The organism is Flavobacterium potami (genome assembly GCF_020026915.1).
Taxonomy (GTDB): Bacteria; Bacteroidota; Bacteroidia; order Flavobacteriales; family Flavobacteriaceae; genus Flavobacterium; species Flavobacterium potami.
This window is the reverse complement of record NZ_JAINUY010000005.1, coordinates 313,007-337,585: the sequence shown is the minus strand read 5'-3', so window position 1 is coordinate 337,585 and position 24,579 is coordinate 313,007. Positions and strand designations below refer to the sequence as shown.

The following is a 24,579-nucleotide window of genomic DNA, read 5'->3' as shown; positions in this document are numbered from 1 at the left end:
ATGATTGGTCGGTTTTTGTTGTGTTTTATTAATCTTTAAATAACATCAATACCATCAAATAATTGATTCACAACAGAAAAGAAGAAAATAATTTGATTGTAATTGAAAAATTGGCGTTAAATTTGCCTTATCAATCACAATCAAAAATCATCAATCATGTTAAAACAATTTTTTATCCTATGTTCAGGAGTCGACCGTGACATCCTGAAAGACTGCTCAGAAGGCGAACAAACCAAATATGTTGGTATTGGAGCTACCGTATTTTTTACAGCAGTTATGGCCTTTTTGGCTAGTGCGTATGCGCTTTTTACCGTTTTCGATTCTATTTATCCCGCTTTGATTTTTGGATTTGTATGGAGTTTATTAATTTTTAATCTAGACCGATTTATCGTTTCTACGATTAAAAAAAGAGATCGTTTTCTAGACGAATTTCTTCAAGCAACTCCTCGTATTGCATTGGCAATTATCATTGCGATTGTAATTTCTAAGCCTCTGGAGATTAAAATTTTCGAAAAAGAAATCAATACTGTTTTGTTAAAGGAGAAAAACGAAATGGAATTAGCCAATAAAAAACAAATTGGAACTTATTTCAAAACGGATTTAGATAAGAATAAAGCCGAAATTGCAGCGCTGAAAGCAGATATTGTAAAGAAAGAGAAAGAAGTAAACGCTTTATATTCTACTTATATTACTGAAGCCGAAGGAACGGCTGGAACTAAGAAATTAGGAAAAGGGCCAGTTTATAAAGAAAAGCGAGAAAAACACGATGCCGCGCTTAAAGAATTTGAAACTTTAAAAACAACAAACGAAGCTAAAATAGCCGAAAAGGAAAAAGCGGGAAAACAACTGCAAGCCGATTTAGATAAGAAAGTTTCGCAGACACAACCCATCATTGAAGGTTTCGACGGATTAATGGCGCGTATCAATGCGTTGAACAAACTACCTTGGTTGCCATCATTTTTCATCATGCTATTGTTTTTAGCAATTGAAACTTCTCCAATTATTGCCAAATTATTAGCACCAAAAGGAGAATTCGATTTCAAACAAGAAGAAGCCGAAACCGCAATGAAAGCTACTTTGGCACAAAATAAATACCAACGCGATTTATTGGTTAAAACCAGCGCAGAAATGCACGATCGAGTTTATGCCGATATCTCAGAAGATAAAGGATTATTTGACTTGCAGCGTAAAAACGCAAAAGAACTGCTGGAACTGCAATCGCATAAATTTGTAGAGAAACAGAAAGCGACTTTGTAAGTTCAAAGTTGCTAAGTTTCTAAGTACAAAGTTCAAAGACTTAAAAGAAAAAGCCAGAAATAGAAACTCTATTTCTGGCTTTATTATTTTAGACAAAGTATATAAAACTTTGTACTCTGAACTTTGTACTTTAAAAAATTACATGTAGCTCAAAATCTCTTTTTTATAAGCATCATATTCTCCTTGCATAATCAAACCATTGTCAAGAAGTTTTTTGTAGTTCTGTAATTTATCAAAAAGTTCTTCTTTAGATAAATCACTTAATTTACGTTCTCCAGCTGGCTGAGTCGGAAGCGGTTCGTAAGTTTCTGTAACAGCAGGTGCAGCTGGTAAAATTTCAGCAAAGCTTGTTACTTCTTCTGTTTCTACTTCTTCGATTTCGTCTTCGATTTCAGGTTCTGCTTCTTCTACAATTTCTTGAATTGGAGCTGCTGTCGAAACTGGATTTTTCAATAAATCCAATTGCTCTTTAGCGTAAGTATAAATTTTTCTAGCCTGAATTTTTGGAATATAATCGATAGAAACTGCTAAATCTGTTTTTGTTCCAAATGAAAATTCAGAGCCTAAAATGTTTTCTTTTACAAAAGTACTTGCAATATCATCCCAAGTATAATCTGTGAAGTCCATAGAAAGACCTAAATTCTTAGGCTTGCAAATAATGATACGTTTGTTTGTTAATACAATACTATCTGGAAAAACAGTAATAGCAGGTTTTTTTTGTACTGCGATGTATCCAACTTCTTCGCCTTTCATTAATAAATCTGTAAGTTTCGAAGTGATTTTTTCAATCGCTTTTGGATCCTGTTCTTCGTTCAGAAATTTTTTAAATTGTTCTTTCATTTTTTTAAGTTGCTAAGTTACTGAGCTTCTAAGTTGCTGAGTTTTTTACAGACGCTACAAATGTAATGCCTAATTTTCTAATTAAGTTATTTCATTCTGAATTTTCTTTGTCAAACTTTTGAAAACCAATTCGTACGAGTGATCTATGAGTTCTTTTACGAGTTTATCGGGTAAATTTCCATTTAAGGCAATGGTATTCCAGTGCACTTTGCTCATATGAAAACCTGGTTGAATTTCGTCATATTCTGCTCGAAGTTCCTGTGCGCGTTCTGGATCGCATTTTAAATTCACCGACTGCTCATTTTTTTCCCATTGAGAGAGCGAAGACAAAGCAAACATTTTCCCTCCAACTTTAAAAACCAAAGTATCTTCATCAAAAGGAAAATGCTCGCTGACTCCTTTTTTTGAAAGACAATATTCGTAAAACGTTTCTAAATTCATAATTGTTTATTTACCAATTTCACCTAAATGTGTGTATTTAAAACCTTTTTCATATTTCAAACCATATCCAAAAATACGATCCATTGCAGAATGTGAAAATAAAATAATTCCCGTTAACTGCACCATTTCAATACTTAAATAACATCCAACAGCATAAGTTAAAAGTGCAATTCCTTTGTGATGAAAGATATTATAAAACAATGCTCCAGTTTTGTTTCCAAAAGCATAACCAATCATTGATAAATCGGGAGCTAAAATTAAAGCCAAAAACCACCACCATTCATAACTTAAACGGTTGAATAAAAAGATGCCAAGAATAAACAAAGCAACTTCTTCGAGTTTTAAAACTGTTTTCATTTGACTATTTTTTCCATCATCTTTTCAGGATGATTGAGTTTTGTAAATCCGAATTTCTCGTATAAAAAGTGAGCGTCTGTAGTTGCCAATCGCCAGATTTTGACTTCTTGCAATTGCGGTTCGTTCATCATCGCTTCGATTAAAATAGACGAAAATCCCTTTCCACGATGTTCTTCTGTAATAAAAACATCCATTAAATATGCGAAAACCACATAATCAGTTATCACTCGAGCAAAACCAACTTGTTTTCCATCCAGATAAATTCCAAAACAAACCGAAGCATCAATTGTACGCTGCACTTCTTCCATTGTTCGGCCCGCAGCCCAATAGATATCCTTTAAAAAGTTCTGAATAAACGGAACGTCGAGTTTTGTTTTATCTGTAGAAACGGTAATCATAGTTGTTTTTTTTTGCCGCAAATTACACGAATTTACACTAATTATTTTTTGCCAAAGATTAAAGGATTCTCACGGATTAAATCCTTTTTAATTCTTTAATCTGTAGCAAAATAAAAAAGAAATTCGCGCAAATTTGTGTAATTTGTGGCTAACTTTTTAAATTTTATATAAAATCGGTTTGCTCGGACTTGCGTCATTTTCGAAAGAAGCGATTTGAAGATTTAGAATATAATTTCCGTCTTCGATCTCGTCTGAAACATAAATCATTTCTGTAATGGTTGCATTTAATCTCGCATCAGAGTTGAGATTTATCGTGTTTTTTACATTCCAAAACGCTTTGTGAGCCAACAATTTTCCTTCATCATGTTCTTTATCCACGCTTGGTAAATCAATCAATAAATGTTGAATTTCGCTTTCGCGGATGAAAATTGCGGCGTCTTCAGCCAAATAAGGCGGATTCGTATTCGAATATTTTCTTGATTTTTTATCCAACTGATTTGGAAGCGTTCTAATAATTAAAGCTTCTGTTTTGCTGAACGGAGTCGAAGCATCTGTCACACTGAGCGAAGTCGAAGCGCTCAACGCATTTTCGACCAACTTTTTCGTAATCACAAAATCTTCTCCCATTTTTTCAGGTTCAACCGTAATCAGTTTTGCAGTAAAGAAAAACTGTTTCAACGATTGATTAATGCTATAAAAATCATTCGTAATATGTCCCAAACATTCCGTATGCGTGCCATGCCCATGCGGATTGAAGAAAATATTATTAAAATTCGTAGACGATTTCCCTTCCGAAACTTTCCCAATCCAATCGCCAAAAACAACGGGCTCAATTGAAGGTTTCTCGATATACCAAGCAATCGGGTTTTCATCTGTATTGGTTAATGGAATCGATATATCAATGGGTTTTGATAAGTCTATTTCGAAGTTGTTGATTTTTGCTTTCATAAGTTTGGTTTAACCGCAAGGCACGCTAGGAATTACGCAAAGGTCGCAAGGATGTTTTATTAAAGATTGTTTGCTACTCTTTTTATTCCATTTTTTAATAAAGAAACATTGAAGTTAATTAATAAGCCTAGTTTGCAATTTGTTAGTTTTAAGTAAGTCAACAGTTGAGCAAAATGAACTTCATTTAGACAATCGACCGCCTTTATTTCCAAAATTAGTTTATTTTCTATTAAAATATCTAATCTGTACCCTACATCTAATTTTACTTCTTCGTAAATTAATGGTAATGCTTTTTGCTTTTCTATTTTGAGATCTAATTTTTTCAGCTCATAATACAAACATTCTTCATAGGCACTTTCTAAAAGACCTGGACCTAAAGTTTGGTGAACTTTTAAAGCAGAATTAAACACAATTCGAGATAAATCATTTTCTGACATAAGTAGTTTCAATAAATATTAAAACTCAAATGTAAAAGATTATACATAAAAATAGCTTAATTCTTACAGAAAAAACATGGCGACCTTTGCGTAATTCCTAGCGTACCTTGCGGTTAAGCTATTTTTCCAGATAAAATAAATCTGAAGCAATTCCATCCGTTAAAAATTTTCCTTTTGGAGTTGGTTTTAGAATATTGTTTTCAATGGAAAGCAAATCGTCTTTTAAGAATTTTTGAGATTGTTTTTGAAGATAATTCAAATATTCCAAACCAAATTCCTTTTCAATTCTTTCTAAAGAAACGCCCCAAATCGTTCGTAATCCCGTCATAATATATTCATTATAGCGATCAGAAACTGTTAGAGTTTCAGTTTCGATAGGAAGTTCGTCGTTCTGAATTGCTTTTATATAAAGCGAATTATTGGCAATATTCCAGCCTCTTTTTTCACCATCATAACTATGTGCCGAAGGACCGATTCCGATATATTTTTTGCCCAGCCAATACGCCGAATTGTTTTTGGAGAAATAATTCTCTTTCCCAAAATTCGATAATTCGTAATGAATAAAACCATTTTTTTGAAGCATTTCAACCAAAATCATAAAATGATTGGAAGCCACGTCATCTTGAGGTTCAGCAATTTTTCCAGTTTGAATTAATTTGCTTAAAGCTGTTTTCGGTTCAACCGTCAAAGCGTAACTCGAAATATGCGGAATGCCGAAATCTAAAGCGGTTTGAATATTCTGCCTCCACATTTCATCGCTCAATCCTGGAATTCCGTAAATCAAATCCAGCGAAATATTATCGAAATATTTAGTTGCTTCTTCCAAACATTTTTTGGCTTCCGCAGAATTATGAGCGCGATTCATCATTTTCAAATCGTCTTCGTAAAAAGACTGAATTCCAATGCTCAAACGGTTTATCGGACTTTTTGATAATTCTAAAATTCGCTCCGCAGACAAATCATCTGGATTCGCTTCCAAAGTAATCTCGGGATTTTCGATGACTTTATAATGCTTATAAACTTCTGAAATCAGAAAGTTAATTTCTTCATTACTAAGAACCGAAGGTGTTCCGCCACCAAAATATATAGTTTCTACAATTTCATTAGAAAACTCATTTTTTCGCATGCCAATTTCTTTAGCCAAAACCAAAACCATATCGTCTTTCTTTTTCATCGAAGTTGAAAAATGAAAGTCGCAGTAATGACAAGCTTGCTTGCAAAAAGGTATATGAATGTAGATGCCCGACATTTTTAATTAGATAATTAGAAAATGTGTCAATTAGATAATTTATTCGTTGTCAATAAAATTATCTAATTATCAAATTTTCTCATTGACACATTATTTTTTCACTCGATCCTCGTTTTGTTTTACAAAAGCATCCCAGCCAGAATAACTCTTTCCTGCGATAACTTTTCCAGAATTAAAGTGGTGACAAACCGCTGCCGCCAAACCATCTGTTGAATCGAGATTTTTTGGTAATTCTTTCAAACCTAAAAGTTGTTGGAGCATTTTAGCAACTTGTTCTTTGCTGGCATTTCCGTTTCCGGTAATTGCCATTTTAATTTTTTTAGGTTCGTATTCTGTAATCGGAATGCCTCTTGAAAGTCCGGCTGCCATGGCAACACCTTGCGCGCGTCCCAATTTTAGCATCGATTGAACGTTTTTGCCAAAGAAAGGCGCTTCAATCGCGATTTCATCAGGACAATGCGTTTCAATAAGTTCTATAGTTCTTTCAAAAATGATTCTTAGTTTTTGGTAATGATTGTCGTATTTGGAAAGCTGCAATTCGTTCAACTGCAGAAATTCCATTTTTTTATTGATTACTTTAATCAATCCGAACCCCATAATTGTGGTTCCAGGGTCAATACCTAATATGATGCGTTCTTGTGTCAAGAGAGTTTTTGTTTCAAGTTTTTTTGTTTCAAGTTTCAAGTTTTTGAAAAACGAAACGATTCATTTTCTCATTTTCTAATTGCCACATTTCCAAATTGAGTTACTTTTGCGGCATGATTTCAATTCCTCACAAAGCTAAGCAATTCCTAGTTCTTCTGGCCAAACTTTTAATTGTTGGCGGCGCATTTTATTTTATTTACAATCAGCTGGCTAACAACGACAAATTAGACTGGCAGAAGTTTATTGTTTTGTTCAAGAAAAACCAGTCGGTTTTAGGAATTGGATTTATTCTGCTTTTGAGTGTTTTGAACCGTTATTTTGAGATTTTGAAATGGCAGAACTTGGCGCAAGTCATTCATAAAATATCCGTTTACGAAGCTACGAAGCAGGTTTTAGCAGCATTAACAGCCGGAATTTTTACTCCAAATGGAGTGGGAGAGTACGCAGGAAAAGCATTGTACTATCCAAAATCTGAAGCCAAAAGAGTCGTTTTCTTAAACTTAATATGCAACGGAATTCAGATGATTCTTACTGTGATTTTTGGAATTTTCGGATTGTTGTATTTCAATGCTCAGTTCAATGTTATTACAACCAAAACTGTCTTGATTCTTTTTGGTGGATTTTTGCTAATCCTCATTCTTTTGTTTTCAATTAAAAAAATAAAAGTAAAAGGCTATTCGATTGAAAAACTGATTCATAAAATCAATGAAATTCCGAAATCCGTTCATCAAAAAAATATCTTTTTAGGAATCTGCCGTTATTTGGTTTTTTCGCATCAATACTATTTTTTATTTTTAGGTTTTGATGTCGATCTGCCTTATTTAACTTTAATGGCAGCAATAACATCGGTTTACTTTTTGGCCTCTTCATTGCCAACTTTTCAGTTTTTAGATTTCGCGGTAAAAGGAAGTGTAGCAATTTATTTCTTCGGAATTTTGGGCGTAAACGAATGGATTGTTATTTTCATCAGCACTTTAATGTGGTTTTTGAACGTTGTTCTTCCAGTAGTTTTAGGAAGCTATTTTGTATTGAATTTTAAAACTAAGACTTCAGAATGATTTCTGGATTATTCTTCATATTAGCTATTTACATGGTTAGTATTACGCTGCTTATTTATGGTTTTTTCAGAATAAAAAAATATCAAAAACAGGATTTAGAACCCAAAACTAGCTTTACGATTATAGTTCCATTTCGGAATGAAAAAGAAAATCTGCCGATACTTTTAGAGAGTTTTTCAACTTTAAATTATCCAAACGAATTATTTGAAGTAATTCTGGTTGATGATAGTTCAGAAGAAAAGTTTAAAGTTTCAGGTTTCAAGTTTCAAGTTTCGCAAATCGACAATATTCGTATTTCTAAATCTCCCAAAAAAGACGCGATTACTACGGCAATGCAACAAGTAAAAACCGATTGGGTTATTACTACAGATGCCGATTGCATTGTTCCAGAAAATTGGCTATTAACTTTTGATAATTATATTCAAGAAAACAAAGTATCAATGCTCGCAGGCGCTGTAACGTACCAATGCGAGAATTCATTTTTAGATCATTTTCAACAATTAGACTTAACGAGTCTGCAAGGCGCAACGATTGGAAGTTTTGGTTTGAATAAAGGTTTTATGTGCAACGGAGCTAATTTTGCTTACACAAAATCATTGTTTGAGAGCTTAAATGGTTTTGAAGGAAACGACAAAATTGCCAGCGGAGATGATGTTTTTTTACTTCAAAAAGCAATTGGAAAATCTCCAGACAAAGTTCATTATTTAAAGGCCAGAGACGCGATTGTAACTACAAAACCAACAGAAAATTGGAAAGCATTGTTTCATCAAAGAGTGCGTTGGGCGGCAAAAACTAGTTCGTATAAAAGCAATTTTGGAAAATTTCTTGGACTGATTGTTTTCTTCGGAAATCTGAGTTTTGTAATTGGATTTTTTCTGCTTCTTTTCAGAATTTGGCCGTATCCAATTTTTGTGATTTTTGCTTTTTCTAAGTTTGCAATCGATTTTGTTTTGCTCTCCATAACCAATCAATTTTTGACCGGAAAGAGAATTAAAAGTCTTTTACTAAGTAGCTTGCTGTATCCATTTTTTAGTTCGGCGGTGGCTTTATATAGTTTGTTCGGGTCTTATGAATGGAAAGACAGACGTTTTACAAAATAAATTAAACCATTTAAGTCATATAAGAAATTTAAGTTGCACGTCACCGTTGCTTTGCGGTAAGGTTACATGACCTTATATCACTTACATGGTGAAAAATTATTCTTTAGCTTTAATAATTACAGGTAAAATAAACTGTGTTTTAACTGGAATACCGCGTTTTATAGCTGGATTTACTTTAGGAAAATCAATTAAACGGGCATGAAGAATACTATCAATTTTTATCGTATCATATGCCACAGAATCTTTTGGAAACTGAGGTTCAAATTTCATTGTAGCATTTGGAAATACGGTCACTTTTACTTCAATTGTGTCTAATTCGGGATACATGATAGACAAAGTGTCGATGTTTAGTTTTTCTTCAATCAAAGTAGACATTACCTCAAAAAAGCATTGCTGACGCAGTTTTCTGTCTGCAATTTTCTCGCAATTGGGCAAAGAAGGATATTCGTCTACCTCTTTCCAGTTTATCGATTTTAATTCCTTTTGAAGTAATTCTTTTTCAGACGGAACCTGCTTCTCAAAATATTGACAAGAGTTGAAAAGAATACAAATGAAAAAAGGGAAAAATTGCCTCAAGATTTTAATGTTGAATGAATAAACAAAAATACAATTATTTTTTTTGAGAAGCTTTGGATTCTAGATAATCTTCATAGCTTTCCGATAACCAATTTTCTTTGTTTTGAGCTGCAACTTCTTTTTGTTCAGGATACAAATGAGCAAGTCTGTCTGAAAATGTTGCAATTTGAACGGTATAATTGTAAAATTCGATTTTGGTTAGCAGAATGTCAGGATTGTTTTTCTTGCTGAAAAAATCGAAGAAAAGAGCATCGAATTCTTTCATTGAAAGATTTAAAACTTTTTTCTTATTACTTTTATATATACTGTCCTGAAGTATTCGGTCATCGATAGAAATCTTTTTGACCTGAGCATTTGCGTTAGTAAATAGGCCAAAGAGTAAGACAGATAGAATTATTTTAAGAAGATTATGCATGTACAAATTGACTTAGTTCGAAATTAAAATTACAAAAAATATATGGATTTATTATTGCTCTTATTAGGCTTTATCTGCATGATTGTTGGTGTTTTTGGCAGTTTTCTTCCCGTTTTGCCTGGATTATCAAGTTGCTGGGTTGGTCTGCTGTTACTGTACCTGACAAAAGCCGTAGAAAACAATTACTGGGTTTTGGGAATCACTTTTGTTGTAATGGTTATAATTACCATTTTGGATTATGTAATTCCGTCCCAGGGAACAAAAAAATTCGGCGGAAGTTCTTATGGTGTTTGGGGAACAAACATCGGATTGATAATCGGAATTTTATCTCCTCTTCCGTTTGGTATGATAATCGGACCATTTGTTGGAGCTCTTTTCGGGGAACTATTATACGATTCAAAAAATCATAAAAGAGCTTTAAAGGCAGCTACCGGATCTGTACTAGGATTTCTTGCCTCTAGTTTTATCAAATTTCTGTTTTCAATTGCTTATTTGGGTATTTTTTTAAATATCGTATGGGAATATCGAAACATTTTATTTTAATTATGTAACAACTTTTGCTTCAAATTATTGCCTCTGGCGAAAATATTTTATTTTTTTTAAATTTTAATTTGATAATGAAAGGGTTGTGTTTACAGGCACTCACAGATATTTTTTGTTAACTCTTGGTTATTAAGAGACTAAATTTTTAACTTAATTTTTGGAAATGTTAAAATATTTTATATTTTTATCTCGATAAACGATAAAAAGCCTCACTTTATCGATTATTTTAAACGAGTATAAATAATCATTTTTTTAAGTTATGAGTATGACCCCCAACCTACAGATTGAACTTAGACGCTTTATTTCTTCAAATGTTGTCTCCAAGTTAAACAAGTTTTATTTTGAGAACGATGCACTTTTAATAAAAGGAATTGACGTTTCGATAGGTACAATTTTAATGGGTCTCTATAACAAAGCAGAAGAATCAGATTTTTACTCTCACATCGTTTCAATGGTCGAAGAAGATTCTACTTTTTATCAGGAAATCGACTTTAATGCAGGTAGAATTTTATCAGTAGATGATTGTTATCGCTTAGAAGGAAATGATTTATTGAAAGAATTATTTTCAAACAAAAAAGGTAGAATTTCAGAAATGGTTTCCAACGAAGTCGGAATCAAAAGCGAAACGGCCAGAGAAATACTTAACTTTTCGGCACTTCTTGTAATCTCTTATTTAAGATGTAATCTTCAGTTATTAGAAAGTTTAAAACTTCTTTTAGAAGATCAAAAAAGAGATATCTTAAATAGTATTCCACCCGGAATCAAAATTATCCTTGGTTTTTCATGTTACGAAACAGTAGAAGATAAAAACCAATCTATCGGAAGATCCATATTTACACTTTTCGGACATAACTTTTTTAGTTTCTAAAATAAAAAAAAATCCCATTTTCAGAGAAAACAGGATTTAGTATGATTTTAATTCGGAATCTAATTAGATGTTTTTCAAATTTATAACCTCTTGATCAGTCAAAAAGCGCCAGTTTCCTCTTGGAAGATTCTTTTTGGTTAATCCAGCAAAAGAAACACGGTCAATACGTAGTACATTATATTCTAAAGATTCAAAAATAGCGCGTACCACTTTTACATTTGCTGTACGCAATCTTAAGCCTACCTCGCTTTTTGGTTCATTGTCAATATAACTTACTTCTTCAACAGAAACGCGGTGCCCGTCAAGAACCAAACCTTTGCTGATTTTTTCCAAATCCTCAAATTTCAAGTTTTTATCTAAAGAAACCTGATAAATTTTAGATGATTTCTGATTCGGTAAAGTAAATTTACGAATCATATCGGTATCGTTTGTAAACAACAATAAACCGGTTGTATTTTTGTCCATTCTTCCAACTGCAGCAATTTTTGCATTTGTAGCGCCACGAACAAGTTCTAGAACGTTACGAAATTCCTGACCTTCGTCAAATGCAGTCGTGAAGTTTTTAGGTTTATTCAACAAGATATATTCTTTCTTTTCTGGAGTCAAAGTAACACCGTCAAAGTTTACAACATCATTAATTTTTACCAAATACCCCATTTCGGTAACCACAGTTCCGTTAACTTTTACGTTTCCAGACTGAATATAAATGTCGGCATCACGACGAGAACAAACACCAGAATTAGAGATGTACTTGTTCAGACGAATTTCATCTGAAGCTTTTTGTCTTTTCGGAGCCTGGTTTTGTTTCTTAAGTTTTTGTTCAGCAGCTTCCTTCGCCGCTTTAACCTCCGGCTTTTCTTTTTTCGGCCCTTGAGCACGTTTTGCCATTGGTGGTTTTGGCTTGCTAGAGTTTGATCTTGAGCTGTTTGGTCTTGATCCGCCTCTTTTATTATTGCCTTCCTTGTTGTTCATAAAATCATTAATTTGTGCAAAGATAGTTTTTTCCTGCTAATAAAACTTAAGTTCATTGTTCTTAGATTGATAGCTTTGATTTTTAGATGAATAAGAAGCATCACAACAGGCATTTTTTTTAACATGGTTTCCCGTTTTTCGTTCCCAATTTTTTATTTTTTAAAGAAAAAAATAAAAAGATTTCCACTTCAACCGGGGCTAGATTCAAACAATTGGCTTCTTTTAAACAATTTAGCTGTTCGCAAATATTTATAAAGTAGACAAAAAAAACTTTGCGAATCTCTGTGAATTTTTCGTGTATCTCTGCGGAATAAAAAAACTTAGTAATTAGAAATCAATTCACGCCCATGCCACAATACGCTCGGATTTATCAAAACAATGCAGAAAACGCCAGAAACAATCAGGAACTTCAAAAGATTATGAAGTCTTAAAAATTGTCCTTTCGAGTCAGATTTCCATAAAAAAATCAGGAAAAAAAGTAAAACTCCAAAAGAAGCATAAAAATAAATGTCCATATAACCCACGTCATGTATGTTCACTAAAACATAAACAGGAACAATCGTCAAAATAGTCAAAGCTGTAATAATCTGTTTCGAAATTTTTTCTCCGTAGATTACCGGAATTGTTCTGTAGTTGTTTACCAAATCTCCTTTCAGATTCTCTAAATCCTTTATCATTTCTCGAATCAGCAGAAGTAAAAAAAGAAATACTGCATGTGCAGAAATGACAACAAAATGACTCATGTGATTTTCAATGTCTTCAAACGAAATCTTATTATAGAAGTACAGCAAAATGGCAAAAAACGGAGTTACCGCAAGCAAAGCCGACATTAGATTTCCAATAATAGGATACTTTTTAATTTTATGCGAATAAAACCAAATCAGAAAAATATAAGCAGAAAAGAATAAAAATGCGCGCCAAGAAACGATAGATGCCATTAAAACCGCCAAAAAATTCAAACTGAAATATACGGTCAATTTGGTTTTCTGGCTCACCAAACGATCCAACATCGATTTGTTGGGTCTATTAATTAAATCTTTCTGACTATCGTAAAAATTGTTGATGATGTAACCTGAAGCAATTGTAACAGCCGAAGCAAAAACAATCAGAAATAAATAAAAATCAAGCAAAATATCCAGCGCCCTAATTTCTGGAGCCAAAATAAAGATTGCCGATAAATATTGGGCTAAAACAATAATAGGAATGTTGTAACCTCTAACCACAGAAAACAGACTAACGATTTTCATTATCAAAAGTTTGTGCTGTCTGCTTAACATAAATAGAATTTGTAAAAGATTAGATTAGGGAAGTTAAAAGATATTTTTGATTTTAAAAATTTAGAGTTTGTTTTTTAACAATTCTTTAGACCCAAAACCTAATTTTCTAATGCAGGCCAAGGCTTGTTTTTGAGTCATGTCTACTTCTTTGATGTCTTTTTTTTCTACAAAAACCACAGAGCCACTCCACGGATTTGGTGCATCTGGAACAAAAACAGTAAAATTGTTTTCGTCGATTTGTTCGATCAAAAAAGCAAATTGCCAGCCAGCGTCGGTAGGAACCAAGATTACTTTTAAATTTTCTTTAGATTCAATTCCCATAATATTTTCATTCATGCTCTTCATAAATGAATAACCAGGAACAAAACTTAAAATACCATCTTCTAATTTCTGAATGAGCTCTTTAGCTTTTTTAGTTCTTGCTAATAAACCCGCTACAAAACAAATTAGAATTATAATGGTTATTCCAATGAGTTCCTGAAGCGCAATTCCTAAAACATGTACCCTTGGAAGATTAGTGACAAGTGGTAATGTAATTTTTTTGATGATGCCATATCCTTTTTCAAGAATAACAAGCAAGACGACCAAAGGAGCAAGAAATAAAATTCCGCCTAAAAAAGTTGCTTTGATTATTCTTAAAATACTTTTCATAATAAATAACTTTTTAGGATGAAAACTTATGAAAATCGACTCAAATAACTTCGGCTTGTAAGGGAATTAAAATTGATAAACGACTTCTAATTTGTAATCTTTTAAGGCAGTTTTTGCACGTTCCAAATCTTCTGTAAAACCAAGAATATAACCACCTCCGCCAGAACCACAAAGTTTTAGGTAATAATCGTTGGTGTCGATTCCGTGCTGCCAGATTCCGTGAAATTGTTCTGGAATCATTGGTTTAAAATGATTTAAAACAACTTTAGAAAGCTTTTTGGTATTGGTGAATAAAGATTTCATATCGCCATGCAAAAAGTTGTCCACACAAGCATCTGTATATTTTACAAACTGATTTTTAAGCATCGCACGGAAACCTTTGTCTTTTAGATTTTCCATGAAAATATTAACCATCGGAGCCGTTTCTCCAACAATTCCAGAGTCTAATAAGAAAACAGCGCCTTTTCCGTCAAAACTTTGGGTTGGAATTCCAGTTGCTTCAATATTATCTTTAGAATTAATTAAAATCGGAATACTTAAATAACTGTTTAACGGATCTAAACCTGAACTTTTTCCGTGGAAAAAGCTTTCCATTTGAGAAAAAACATTTTTTAAGTGAAGTAGTTTTTCACGAGTTAGATTTTCTAAAACCGTGATTTTATTGATAGCATATTTGTCATAAATAGCTGCAACAAGCGCACCGCTGCTTCCAACACCATATCCTTGCGGAATACTAGAATCGAAATACATTCCAGATTCGACATCATTTTTTAAAGTCTCTAAATCAAAAGTAACCAAATCCGGCTGCTGTGTATGAAGGACTTCAAGATAAGAAGCAAAACTTCTTAAACTTTTGTTTGATGCAATTGCTTCATCCGAAGGTTCTTCAGACTTCTTCAATGCACCGTTGTAAAAATTATAAGGAATAGAAAGTCCTTTAGAGTCGCGGATAATTCCGTATTCTCCAAAGAGTAATATTTTTGAGTAAAATAGAGGTCCTTTCATAATTGAAAATGGATAATTAACAATTGATAATTATATATTCTTTGAGGTTTTTACGATGCTTGTTAATAATCGTAATAACTCTGTTATTTTTGGTTTAATATTTTGAAAGTCTATCTCAGACAGATATTTCGTTTGGTGCAGCAAATCTAACCAATATTCAGTTTCATTTGCTTCTTTTAATGAAATCGATAATTTATGAATAAAATCAGCTTTGCTTTGAGCATGTTCAGCTTCTCTAATATTTGCTCCAATTGATGTTCCTGAACGGAGCATTTGTCTAGATAGAACAAATTCTTTTTTCTCGGCTAAAACTTTATAAAGATTAACCACTTCAATTGCAAAAGCAAAGGATTTTTCTTTAATAACGTTTTTTCTCTCCATAAATTTAATCAATTATTAATTAACAATTGTCAATTATCAATTAATAATGCACCACTTCCAATTTTGTCGCAAATGTACTGACCATTCTGACAAAATACAACTAATTCGTCCTGAATAAATTGAAGTACTTTTTCTGCAACGTTTTCGGGATATAATACGTGAACATTTGCTCCCGCATCAAGTGTAAAACAAACCGGAATCTGCGTTTCATTTCTGAATTTCCAAATCGCATTTATGATCTGAAGTGTATTTGGTTTCATCAAAATAAAATAGGGCATAGAAGTCATCATCATGGCGTGCAAAGTCAATGCTTCGCTTTCTACTACTTTGATGAATTCATCTAGATTTCCGTTTTCAAAAATGGCAATTAATTTATCTAGATTTTCGTGTGCTTGCGCAAAACGTCTTTCTGCATACGGATGATTGTGCATCAAATCATGCCCAACGGTACTTGAAACTTGTTTTTCGCCTTTATCAACCAATAAAATGGTATCTTGATAATTTTTGAAGTTCTCGTGAATTGTATAAGGAAATTCAACTCCAAATAAATCTGTACTTCCTTCAATATTAGTCTGATTTCCCCAAACAACAACATTTCCTTTTACACTTCGACAGGCACTTCCAGAACCTAAACGAGCCAAAAAGGAAGCTTTTTGATAGAAAAACGCATCCGTCATTTCTGGATTCAGTTTTCTTTCTAAACTCATAAAATTCATTGCTAAAGCTGCCATTCCAGAAGCCGAAGAAGCAATTCCTGAACTATGTGGAAATGTATTTTGAGTATCAATTGTAAAATGATAGTCTTTCAAAAACGGCAAATAAACTTCAACTCTTTCTAAAAACTTCTGAATCTTTGGTTTAAAGTCTTCTTTTGGTTTTCCTTCAAAAAGCAAATCAAACGAAAAACTATTTGTCCCACTGAGCGGAGTCGAAGTGGTTCTTTTCTCAAAACCTAATTTTGTAATCGTTTTACAATTATTCAAAGTAAAACTTACAGATGGATTTGCCGGAATCTGGTTGTCTTTTTTCCCCCAATATTTCACTAATGCAATATTACTCGGAGCGCTCCACTCAAAGTTTCCGTTTTCGATTGTTGAAGTATATGAAGTTGGAATAAAATCAGCTGCTGAATACATGAATTATAAAATTTTGGCAAAGATAACTTTTAAATTTTTTCACCATATAAGTAATATAAGAAATTATAAGTTGGCTTTGCTAAAATGAACTTATATAACTTATATGGTTTAAATTTTTCTTTTGATTACTTTTGAATTCAAAATTTGTCAACATGAATAAGTTCGTAAAAATCCCTATAGCAATAATTATTTGTTTAACAGTAGGATACTCTGCAAGTTTGGTTACAAGACCAAGTATTGAGACTTGGTATGTGACATTAGAAAAACCAGTTTTTAATCCGCCGAATTGGATTTTTATGCCCGTTTGGACAGTGCTTTATATTTTAATGGCGATTGCGGCAGCTTTAGTTTGGGACAAAATAAAAGAAAATACAGAAGAAGTTAAAAAAGCACTTTTGTTTTTTATTATTCAATTGATTTTAAACTCAATCTGGTCTTATTTATTCTTCGGATTAAAAAACCCGATGTTGGCTTTAATCGAAATTGTGCTGTTGTGGTTGATGATTTACGAAACCTATTTGAAATTCATTAAAATCAATAAAATTTCAGCTTATTTATTAATTCCGTATTTGGCTTGGGTTGGATTTGCAACTGTTTTAAACGCCAGTATTTGGTGGTTGAATAAGTAGTTTCAAGTTTCAGGTTTTCTTTGTTTCAAGTTTAATCGATGCGTTTACTTTATGAATAGATTTAAGTTTTTTCTAGTTGTTTTTGCTTTAATTTCATTTAAAGCGTTTGCTTGCTTGAATGGTGAAACGAAAATTCTAAAAAATGGAGCTTATGCATATGAGGATTATGATGGAATTAATCCGCAAGGGCATAATTTTTTTAAGGGAGATTTTCCAGAATTGATTGTTGAACTTGATAGTTTGTATAAAAAAACAAAAGATCTGGATTATTTATCAGACAAGGGATATCTTTTGATTGTTCTAGGAAAATATGATGAAGCTTTAAAATTATATCTAAATATTGAAAAAATTAAACCCAATAGATATTCGACAACATCTAATTTAGGAACACTTTATGAATTAATGGGCGAAAACCAAAAGGCCTATGAATGGATTAAGAAATCAATTGCTATTAATCCTAAATCTCATGAAGGATCAGAATGGCTTCATCTGAAAATATTAGAAGCCAAAATTAAGAATTTAGAGAATGTTTCTGGTCCTTTTTTAATTAATACAAATTTTGGAACAGCACGTGAACCGAAAACAAAATTGTCTAAAGAAGAGATTGATAAATTGGCTCAATCAGTATATTTTCAGGTAAATGAAAGAATGTCATTTATAGAACCAAAAGATAAAATTATTTCAATTTTGCTTTTTGAACTTGGAAATCTTGCAGAATTGTTGGGAAAAAACAATAGCGCGTTAGAGACTTACAGAACTGCTAGAAAGTACGATTACAATGACGATTTGATTGTCGAAAGAATGATTAATAGTGCACAACACGAGGTTGATCATTATCGTGATAGAGCTTGGAGTTTTGGGGCTCAACTTCGAGTTTTAAGAGAAAGCAAAGGGAATATATATTCGAATTATATCTCTCAAATAGAAACAACAATTATTATCCTTTCGGGAATAATAATGATTTTACTAATCGCTTTCATTGTGTTTTTTTTAAAATGGAAGAAATTAAAAAGAATTACTTCAGCGTCTTAAATTCTTCATTTTTTAAATAAAGAAAATCCATAACAGTCAGAACATTTGGATTTACTAAAAGTGTTTTAGATTTTGGGTCGGCATCACAGAATTTTATGAAAAGTTCCTTTTCTTCGGGTTTTAGTTTTAAATTTTTGATGAAAAAATCAGGCGGACAATAAGCAAGTATCAATTTCTTAACACGATCATCTTCAGGTTCAATTTTTTTCTTCGGTTTACCTTTTAAAGGGAATGCAACTCGAAGCCCTTCTCTAATTGTATTATCATTAACTCCTGTATTCCAAAATAAATCTTTAGCATTTTTGCTGATTAATACATCTGCAACAGCATCTGCATCGAACTTGACTTTATCAAACTCAACATTCGTTACGACAACTTCATTCAATTCTTCAGGTTTCAAAATCATATTCACAATAATATTGTTTTGATTCATGTTTTCCTGAGAAATTTTTAATCTTTTGAAAAGGTAATCTTTGGAGAAAAAAAGCAGACTGTCCTGCGCTTTTGCCAAAATTGAAAATTCTCCCAATTCATTTGTTGTTGTACTGGTCTTAGCCGTTTTATTAATTACTTCCACTTTGTTAAGCGGAATGTTTTGCGAAAGAACTTTTCCTTGAAGTAATTTTTCGTTTTGGGAAATACTGATCTGATAGGTAAAAAAAGAAATTATAGTAAGTAGTTTTATTTTCATCAAAATTTAGTTTTTAATTTCAGTTTTCAGCTTTCTAAATTCTTCATTTTTAGTACGCATAAAATCTATAGTTTCAAGAGTATTTAAATTTACCAGAAGTATTTTAGATTTTGGATCGGCTTCACAGAATTGCAGGAAAAGTTCTTTTTCTTCAAGATTTAATTTTAAATCATTGGTAAAAAAATCTTCTGTACAGGTCTTCGCGACTAATTTCTTAAAATCAATTTTTGGAATTTCCTTTTTTGGTTTTTCTTCCTCTTTTTTTAATAAATTATAAATCAGTTTGCCAATCTTAATAAAATCAATACTCAAGGGATCAGCTTTCACTTCGTAAAAATTTTCAATTTTTAATCCTTCTTTTGATTTATGACTATTTAGTTTGATTTCCTTTATTTCTTCTTTGCTGAGTGAAATTGAGGTAGTTTTTTTGTCTAAAATCACCACTTCATTTAATTCTTCTACTTTCGGAATCATTTTTACAATAAGATTATTGTTTTCGATTTCTTTTGCTGTAATTTTTAATCTTGTAAATAAATAATCTTTTGCAAAAAACAATATGCTGTCTTGAGCTTTTACGACAATAGAAAATTCTCCCGATGCATTTGTGGTTGTACTCGTTCTAGCCGTTTTATTGATCACTTCCACCTTGTCAAGCGGAATGTTTTGCGAAAGAACTTTTCCATTTAATATTTTTTCTGTTTGAGAAATACTAAGTTGATACGTAAAAAATGAAATTATAGTGAGTAATTTTACTTTCATGTAATGGCTTTTAGTTTTTAATTCCTGAATTTAATTTTTTAAACTCTTTATTTTTGGTAATTAAAAAGTCCATGGTGTAAAGTAAATTTTTGCGTTCTACAAGAGTTTTAGCTTGTGGATCAGCATCACAAAATTGCAAGAACAAATCTTTTTCTTCTGGCATTATTTTTAAATCATTGGTAAAAAAATCTAAAGGGACTGTAGCTTCGGCTAATTTTTTAAAATCTAATTCGTTGAATTTTGCTTTAGCTTTTTTGTCCTTTTTCCGAAACAAACTGAATATAGCCAGTAAATCGGCTCCATTTGCAATACCGCCAGAATAAACGCCAGAATTTGATATTGGTGGCAGTGGCACTATTGTAGAATTTTCGTCGGCGACTTTAACTTTAGGAAATGAAATTTTGGTAATTACAATTTCATCTAATTCCTCAGGTTTCAAAATCATATTAACCATAATATTATTTTGATCAATATTGTCCTGAGAAATTTTTAGTCGTTTGAAAGAGTAATCTTTAGAGAAAAAAAGTAAACTGTCTTTTGGGCGAACCAGAATTGAAAATTCTCCCAATTCATTTGTTCGTGTGCTGGTTTTAGCGGTTTTATTAATTACTTCCACTTTATTAAGGGGCATATTTTGAGAAAGAACTTTTCCATTTAACACTTTTTCTGTTTGAGAAACGCTGAGTTGATAAGTGAAAATAGAAATTGTGGTAAGTAATTTTACTCTCATATAGGATTAATTAGTTGAGAGTAAAATTATTAGAATAGTCTTAACGAAAACTTACGGAATCTGTAAATTCTTGTTAATTAAATGAAATAGAATTTTTGAATTTCTCTAATTCTCCATTGTTAACTAAAATAGGGCCATGACCAAAACACAATATTTTCGGTTGTAATGAAGCCAATTTTAAAATCGATTTTCTATTCATTTCTTGATTGGAAGTGAATAAATGTGGAGGTTCATGCAGACCAACTTTTGTAGTCAATAAATTCATATTCGTCATAACATCACCAACGATTAAAACGCCATCTTTTTCTCTAAAAAAAGATAAATGACCTCTGGAGTGTCCCGGAGTTTCAATAACCGTAAATCCGCCGATTTGATCGCCTTCTTTTAAAATTTCAGAAACAAAATGTCCTTTTCCTGCCCAGAAATTCTTCTGAAATTTCGAAATAATATGATTCGGATTTGGGTATTCTGTAATGACATTTCCGTTCTCAGCAAATTCTTTTTCAGGTTCGCTGCATAAAAGCGGAATATTCAAAGTTTCACAGATTATTTTACTGCTTCCCTGATGATCGGCGTGAGCATGTGTTAATGCGTGTTGGATAACCGATTTGTCTTTTATTGCTTTTAATATTTTACTGGCAGAAGTTCTAATTCCAGCATCAATTAAAACATCTTCAATCAAATAACAATTAATGGCGTTTCGAGGAAATAAGGGAATTTGGTAAACGTCATTGGCGATATTCTTCATCTTTTCAAATTTTATTTTGACAAAGATTCGAATTCGGTTTTTCAATCCACTTGATAAATGTTAAGAAATGTCCTGACGGATTCTGCTCAGTGATTCTGGAGTAATCCCGAGAAAAGAAGAGATGTAAATTAAAGGTGTTCGCTGAATGATTTTGGCTGGAGCCGATGCTAAAAAAGTCTGGTATTTTTCTTTGGCAGGAATCATTTGCAATTTTAAAACTCTGTCTGCCATGCAAAGGTAATTCTGTTCCGCTAAAATTCTTCCGACGCGTTCCCAATTTGGGATTTCGTGATACAGAAACTGCATTTTTTCGAAAGTAATTGAAAGTACTTCGCAATCTTCAATACATTGAATATTCTCAAAAGATTGCGTTTGATTGATGAAACTGGAATAGGAGGCAATAAAACCTTCGTCGCAACTTAAATAAGTTGTGATTTCTTTTCCATCTTTTAAATAATAAACTCTCGCTAATCCATTAAGAATGAAAAAAATGGTGTTGCTGATTTTTCCCATTTCCGAAAGATCTTCTTTGGCCTTAAAAGTTTCATATTCAAAACAAGAAGCGATTGTCTCAATTTCATTTTCAGAAAAAGAGGCAATCGCTGTGATTTGTTTTTGTAATGAAAGATGCATTTTTATAGAATCTCAATTAATTCTGAAGCTGTATTGACAACCAGTTTCGCACCGCTGTTTTTCAATTCTTCTTCGGTTCTATAACCCCAAGTAACGCCAACAGGAAACATATTTGCGTTTACGGCAGTTTGCATGTCAATATCAGAATCACCCACAAAAAGGATTTCTTCAGGTTTTAAATTCCATTTTTTGCCAATCTCTAGAGCTTCAAACGGATTTGGCTTTTTAAGTGCTTCTGTACTTAAACCAACCGCTTGATCAAAATGATTTGGAAAAATTTCTGATGCTATTTTCTTGGTCAATTCATCAGCTTTGTTGGAGAAAACCGCCATTTTGATGTTTTGTGAAGTCAGGTTTTCTAACAACTCTACAATGCCGTCGTAAGGTTTAGTTTTCAACGTGCAGATTTCGCGATATTCTTTAATCATACATTCAAAACAAATTTCGATCTGATTTTCTGAATTGTTGGTTGCCGGAAGTGCTTTGCTGACTAGATTTCGCAAACCGCTTCCAATAAAATATTGATAGGTTTCGTAAGTATGAGTTGGGAAATTTAGACCTTGAAGCACTTTATTCATTGCGTCTGAAATGTCTTCTAATGAATTGACCAATGTTCCGTCTAAATCAAAAATAATTCCTTTAAATTTCATTTTCTATTAAATATTTTGAGCCAGAATAAACCCGCTTGTCCAGGCATTCTGAAAATTAAATCCTCCTGTTATGGCATCGATATTGACAATTTCACCAGCAAAATAAAGGTTTTCGTGAATTTTGCTTTCCATTGTTTTGAAGTTGATTTCCTTTAAGTCGATTCCGCCAGCGGTTACAAATTCTTCTTTAAAAGTGCTTTTTCCGTTGACTTTAAATTCAGATTTTGTTAATTGTGAAGTTAGGTTTTGCAATTGGTTTTTAGACAAATCCGCCCATTTGGTTTCCGCATCAATTCCCGAAGCCAAAACCAAACTTTCCCATAAACGATTCGGAAAATCAAAAGGAGATTTTTTAGAAACTGCTTTTTTAGCGTGTTCTTGTTTTAAATCTTTTAGGATTTTTTCAGCATCTTCAAAATCAACGTCATTTAACCAATTCACAAAAATGGTAAACTGATAATTTTTATCGTGTAAAATGCGCGCTCCCCAAGCCGAAAGTTTTAAAATTGCTGGTCCGCTCATTCCCCAATGTGTGATTAACAAAGGTCCTGTAGATTCTAGTTTAGTATCTTTTACATTTACAGTAACTTGTGCTGCAACGCCAGGCAATTCTTTAATTCGAGGATCTTTGATGTTGAAAGTAAATAGAGAAGGGACAGGGCTTACAACAGCGTGACCATGTTCCTGAAGCATTTCCCAGATTTTAGGATTACTTCCAGTTGCCATTACTAATTTTTCTGTAGCAAAGTTGTCAGATTGCGTATCAATTTTCCAATGATTTTCTTTTTTGAAAATCGACTGAACGCTTTGTCCTGTCAAAACTTTAATTCCTAATTTTTCGGTTGCTTTTAAAAAACAGTCAATTATGGTTTGTGACGAATTGGAAACAGGAAACATTCTTCCGTCTTCTTCGATTTTTAATTCGACACCGTGTTTTTCAAACCATTCAATTGTATCTCCAGAACAGAACTGATGAAATGGCCCACGAAGTTCTTTTTCACCACGAGGATAAAATTTCACTAATTCGTTAGGTTCAAAACAAGCGTGTGTAACGTTGCATCGTCCGCCACCAGAAACGCGGACTTTAGAAAGCACTTCTTTTCCTCTTTCTAAAATGGCGATTTTCAGTTTTGGGTTTTTCTCGGCAATATTAATTGCGGTAAAAAAACCTGCAGCGCCTCCGCCAACGATGATGATGTCGAAATTTTTAATCATATTTTTTTGGTTGCCACGAATTACACTAATTGGCACTAATTTTTTTATTTAACCACAAATTCCGCAAATTTTCACAAATTGATTTTCGCATTTAATTTGTGAAAATTTGTGGAATTTGTGGCAAAAAAACTTTTAATCTGTGGCTATTTTTAAACCTTATATTTTGTCTGGATTATCAGAGATAATTCCGTTTACTTTATAACTTTTTACTTTTTGAATGTCTTCTTCAGAGTTTACTGTCCAAGGGAAAACCAAGAATCCTTTTTCCTGAATTTGCAGAACGTTTTCTTTATTCAATAACTGAAAATCTGGGTTAATTGCTTTTGCTTTTATCGATTCGGCGAAAGCCAAAGCAGTATCGATATTTTCTTCTGTTAAAACACCAATCGGGATATTTGGATTTAAACTCGAAGTTTCCTGAAGCATATTCCAATCGAAACTTGAAATTATAAAATTATTGTAATTCCATTTTTTTTCTGAAACATATTGCTCAATTAACCTGACAACATTAGGAGCAGTTCCTAAACCTTTTAATTCAATATTGATCAGACATTTTTTGTCAACCAAATCAAAAACCTCATTTAGAGTTGGAATTTGATATTTTTCATCAATCAGAAAAGATTTTAATTCAGATAATGAAAAAGTATTTACCAAACCTTTTCCGTTAGTTGTTCTGTCTATAGTTTCGTCATGAATTACGATAATATGTCCGTCGGAACTTAAATGAACGTCCAGTTCGATTCCGTCTGAATGTAAGTCTAAGGCTTTTTGAAAAGCTTGAAGTGTATTTTCAGGTTCGTATGCTTTTGCACCTCTATGAGCTATTTTTAGCATTTTCTGCGTTTTTTTCTAACCGCAAAGGTCGCAAAGTTTTACGCAAAGGTCACAAGGAATTTATTAAAAATTATATAGCCACGAATTCCACGAATTTCCACGAA

General features: G+C 32.5%; 31 protein-coding genes. 7 read left to right on the top strand and 24 right to left on the bottom strand.

Annotated features, from left to right (window positions below; genetic code table 11):
- Nucleotides 1–156 precede the first annotated feature (156 nt).
- Nucleotides 157–1,257 (top strand): DUF4407 domain-containing protein, encoded by a 1,101-nt coding sequence (locus K6T82_RS16340; protein WP_223707669.1) that lies wholly within the window; start codon nt 157–159, stop codon nt 1,255–1,257.
- A gap of 138 nt (nt 1,258–1,395) precedes the next feature.
- On the opposite strand, the gene K6T82_RS16335 is transcribed toward K6T82_RS16340, so the two are convergent.
- The 8 genes from K6T82_RS16335 to ruvC all read right to left on the bottom strand — a co-directional run bounded on the left by K6T82_RS16335 (nt 1,396) and on the right by ruvC (nt 6,572).
- Entirely contained in the window at nt 1,396–2,097 is a 702-nt protein-coding gene (locus K6T82_RS16335; protein ID WP_223707667.1) for a PH domain-containing protein, read from the bottom strand.
- Between the two features lie 81 nt (nt 2,098–2,178).
- The gene (locus K6T82_RS16330) at nt 2,179–2,538 is read right to left on the bottom strand and encodes an MmcQ/YjbR family DNA-binding protein (RefSeq protein WP_223707665.1); all 360 of its coding nucleotides are present in this window, start codon (nt 2,536–2,538) and stop codon (nt 2,179–2,181) included.
- A gap of 6 nt (nt 2,539–2,544) precedes the next feature.
- A complete protein-coding gene (locus K6T82_RS16325) occupies nt 2,545–2,895 on the bottom strand; it encodes a DUF4260 domain-containing protein (RefSeq protein WP_223707663.1) in 351 nt (116 codons plus the stop codon).
- Nucleotides 2,892–3,293 (bottom strand): GNAT family N-acetyltransferase, encoded by a 402-nt coding sequence (locus K6T82_RS16320; protein WP_223707660.1) that lies wholly within the window; start codon nt 3,291–3,293, stop codon nt 2,892–2,894. Before K6T82_RS16320 ends, K6T82_RS16325 begins: the two co-directional genes overlap by 4 nt.
- Before the next feature lie 156 nt (nt 3,294–3,449).
- A complete protein-coding gene (locus tag K6T82_RS16315; protein ID WP_223707658.1) occupies nt 3,450–4,241 on the bottom strand; it encodes a cyclase family protein in 792 nt (263 codons plus the stop codon).
- Between the two features lie 59 nt (nt 4,242–4,300).
- Entirely contained in the window at nt 4,301–4,678 is a 378-nt protein-coding gene (locus K6T82_RS16310) for a GxxExxY protein (protein ID WP_223707656.1), read from the bottom strand.
- A gap of 118 nt (nt 4,679–4,796) precedes the next feature.
- Nucleotides 4,797–5,927 (bottom strand): radical SAM family heme chaperone HemW, encoded by a 1,131-nt coding sequence (hemW, locus tag K6T82_RS16305; RefSeq protein WP_223707653.1) that lies wholly within the window; start codon nt 5,925–5,927, stop codon nt 4,797–4,799.
- A gap of 90 nt (nt 5,928–6,017) precedes the next feature.
- On the bottom strand, nt 6,018–6,572 hold the full coding sequence (ruvC, locus tag K6T82_RS16300) for a crossover junction endodeoxyribonuclease RuvC (protein ID WP_201998946.1): 555 nt from the start codon (nt 6,570–6,572) through the stop codon (nt 6,018–6,020).
- A gap of 113 nt (nt 6,573–6,685) precedes the next feature.
- On the opposite strand from ruvC, the gene K6T82_RS16295 reads away from it, so the two are divergent.
- Together K6T82_RS16295 and K6T82_RS16290 are read left to right on the top strand one after the other, a co-directional pair.
- Nucleotides 6,686–7,630: a hypothetical protein gene (locus tag K6T82_RS16295; protein ID WP_223707651.1), complete on the top strand. Its 945-nt coding sequence runs from the start codon at nt 6,686–6,688 to the stop codon at nt 7,628–7,630.
- On the top strand, nt 7,627–8,730 hold the full coding sequence (locus K6T82_RS16290) for a glycosyltransferase family 2 protein (RefSeq protein ID WP_223707649.1): 1,104 nt from the start codon (nt 7,627–7,629) through the stop codon (nt 8,728–8,730). Before K6T82_RS16295 ends, K6T82_RS16290 begins: the two co-directional genes overlap by 4 nt.
- Before the next feature lie 96 nt (nt 8,731–8,826).
- Here the strand turns inward: K6T82_RS16290 and K6T82_RS16285 are convergent, their stop codons facing one another.
- Nucleotides 8,827–9,306: a hypothetical protein gene (locus K6T82_RS16285; RefSeq protein WP_223707647.1), complete on the bottom strand. Its 480-nt coding sequence runs from the start codon at nt 9,304–9,306 to the stop codon at nt 8,827–8,829.
- A gap of 34 nt (nt 9,307–9,340) precedes the next feature.
- Nucleotides 9,341–9,571: a hypothetical protein gene (locus tag K6T82_RS16280; RefSeq protein WP_223707645.1), complete on the bottom strand. Its 231-nt coding sequence runs from the start codon at nt 9,569–9,571 to the stop codon at nt 9,341–9,343.
- Between the two features lie 192 nt (nt 9,572–9,763).
- Between K6T82_RS16280 and K6T82_RS16275 the strand changes: the two genes are divergently transcribed.
- Entirely contained in the window at nt 9,764–10,264 is a 501-nt protein-coding gene (locus K6T82_RS16275) for a DUF456 domain-containing protein (RefSeq protein ID WP_223707643.1), read from the top strand.
- 265 nt (nt 10,265–10,529) lie between these two features.
- Nucleotides 10,530–11,132 (top strand): DUF937 domain-containing protein, encoded by a 603-nt coding sequence (locus tag K6T82_RS16270; RefSeq protein WP_223707641.1) that lies wholly within the window; start codon nt 10,530–10,532, stop codon nt 11,130–11,132.
- 63 nt (nt 11,133–11,195) lie between these two features.
- Here the strand turns inward: K6T82_RS16270 and K6T82_RS16265 are convergent, their stop codons facing one another.
- From K6T82_RS16265 to K6T82_RS16240, 6 genes are all read right to left on the bottom strand, one after another.
- Nucleotides 11,196–12,104 carry a pseudouridine synthase gene (locus K6T82_RS16265; protein WP_223707639.1) on the bottom strand — a complete coding sequence of 303 codons (909 nt, stop codon included), beginning with the start codon at nt 12,102–12,104 and terminating at the stop codon, nt 11,196–11,198.
- A gap of 320 nt (nt 12,105–12,424) precedes the next feature.
- A complete protein-coding gene (locus K6T82_RS16260; RefSeq protein ID WP_223707637.1) occupies nt 12,425–13,381 on the bottom strand; it encodes a geranylgeranylglycerol-phosphate geranylgeranyltransferase in 957 nt (318 codons plus the stop codon).
- Between the two features lie 60 nt (nt 13,382–13,441).
- Nucleotides 13,442–14,032 (bottom strand): DUF502 domain-containing protein, encoded by a 591-nt coding sequence (locus tag K6T82_RS16255; protein ID WP_223707635.1) that lies wholly within the window; start codon nt 14,030–14,032, stop codon nt 13,442–13,444.
- Between the two features lie 66 nt (nt 14,033–14,098).
- Complete coding sequence (locus tag K6T82_RS16250) at nt 14,099–15,037, bottom strand: mevalonate kinase family protein (RefSeq protein ID WP_223707632.1); 939 nt, start codon at nt 15,035–15,037, stop codon at nt 14,099–14,101.
- 30 nt (nt 15,038–15,067) lie between these two features.
- On the bottom strand, nt 15,068–15,418 hold the full coding sequence (locus K6T82_RS16245; RefSeq protein ID WP_223707630.1) for a four helix bundle protein: 351 nt from the start codon (nt 15,416–15,418) through the stop codon (nt 15,068–15,070).
- A 29-nt stretch (nt 15,419–15,447) separates the two neighbouring features.
- Entirely contained in the window at nt 15,448–16,554 is a 1,107-nt protein-coding gene (locus K6T82_RS16240) for a diphosphomevalonate decarboxylase (RefSeq protein WP_223707628.1), read from the bottom strand.
- A gap of 152 nt (nt 16,555–16,706) precedes the next feature.
- Between K6T82_RS16240 and K6T82_RS16235 the strand changes: the two genes are divergently transcribed.
- Nucleotides 16,707–17,183 carry a TspO/MBR family protein gene (locus K6T82_RS16235; RefSeq protein ID WP_223707626.1) on the top strand — a complete coding sequence of 159 codons (477 nt, stop codon included), beginning with the start codon at nt 16,707–16,709 and terminating at the stop codon, nt 17,181–17,183.
- 51 nt (nt 17,184–17,234) lie between these two features.
- Nucleotides 17,235–18,215, top strand: a complete 981-nt coding sequence (locus tag K6T82_RS16230; RefSeq protein ID WP_223707624.1) for a tetratricopeptide repeat protein — start codon at nt 17,235–17,237, stop codon at nt 18,213–18,215.
- Here K6T82_RS16230 and K6T82_RS16225 read toward each other — a convergent pair.
- From K6T82_RS16225 to K6T82_RS16190, 8 genes are all read right to left on the bottom strand, one after another.
- On the bottom strand, nt 18,199–18,906 hold the full coding sequence (locus K6T82_RS16225) for a carboxypeptidase-like regulatory domain-containing protein (RefSeq protein ID WP_223707622.1): 708 nt from the start codon (nt 18,904–18,906) through the stop codon (nt 18,199–18,201). The genes K6T82_RS16230 and K6T82_RS16225 overlap by 17 nt on opposite strands.
- A gap of 6 nt (nt 18,907–18,912) precedes the next feature.
- Nucleotides 18,913–19,665, bottom strand: a complete 753-nt coding sequence (locus K6T82_RS16220; protein WP_223707620.1) for a hypothetical protein — start codon at nt 19,663–19,665, stop codon at nt 18,913–18,915.
- 10 nt (nt 19,666–19,675) lie between these two features.
- A complete protein-coding gene (locus K6T82_RS16215; protein ID WP_223707618.1) occupies nt 19,676–20,395 on the bottom strand; it encodes a hypothetical protein in 720 nt (239 codons plus the stop codon).
- A gap of 73 nt (nt 20,396–20,468) precedes the next feature.
- Nucleotides 20,469–21,143, bottom strand: coding sequence for an MBL fold metallo-hydrolase (locus K6T82_RS16210; RefSeq protein ID WP_223707616.1), 675 nt, complete (start codon nt 21,141–21,143; stop codon nt 20,469–20,471).
- 60 nt (nt 21,144–21,203) lie between these two features.
- Nucleotides 21,204–21,776: a Crp/Fnr family transcriptional regulator gene (locus K6T82_RS16205; RefSeq protein WP_223707614.1), complete on the bottom strand. Its 573-nt coding sequence runs from the start codon at nt 21,774–21,776 to the stop codon at nt 21,204–21,206.
- Nucleotides 21,777–21,778: 2 nt separating this feature from the next.
- Nucleotides 21,779–22,426, bottom strand: a complete 648-nt coding sequence (locus tag K6T82_RS16200; protein ID WP_223707612.1) for an HAD family hydrolase — start codon at nt 22,424–22,426, stop codon at nt 21,779–21,781.
- Between the two features lie 6 nt (nt 22,427–22,432).
- On the bottom strand, nt 22,433–23,641 hold the full coding sequence (locus K6T82_RS16195) for a BaiN/RdsA family NAD(P)/FAD-dependent oxidoreductase (RefSeq protein WP_223707610.1): 1,209 nt from the start codon (nt 23,639–23,641) through the stop codon (nt 22,433–22,435).
- A 156-nt stretch (nt 23,642–23,797) separates the two neighbouring features.
- The gene (locus tag K6T82_RS16190; protein ID WP_223707608.1) at nt 23,798–24,475 is read right to left on the bottom strand and encodes a glycerophosphodiester phosphodiesterase; all 678 of its coding nucleotides are present in this window, start codon (nt 24,473–24,475) and stop codon (nt 23,798–23,800) included.
- Nucleotides 24,476–24,579 lie beyond the last annotated feature (104 nt).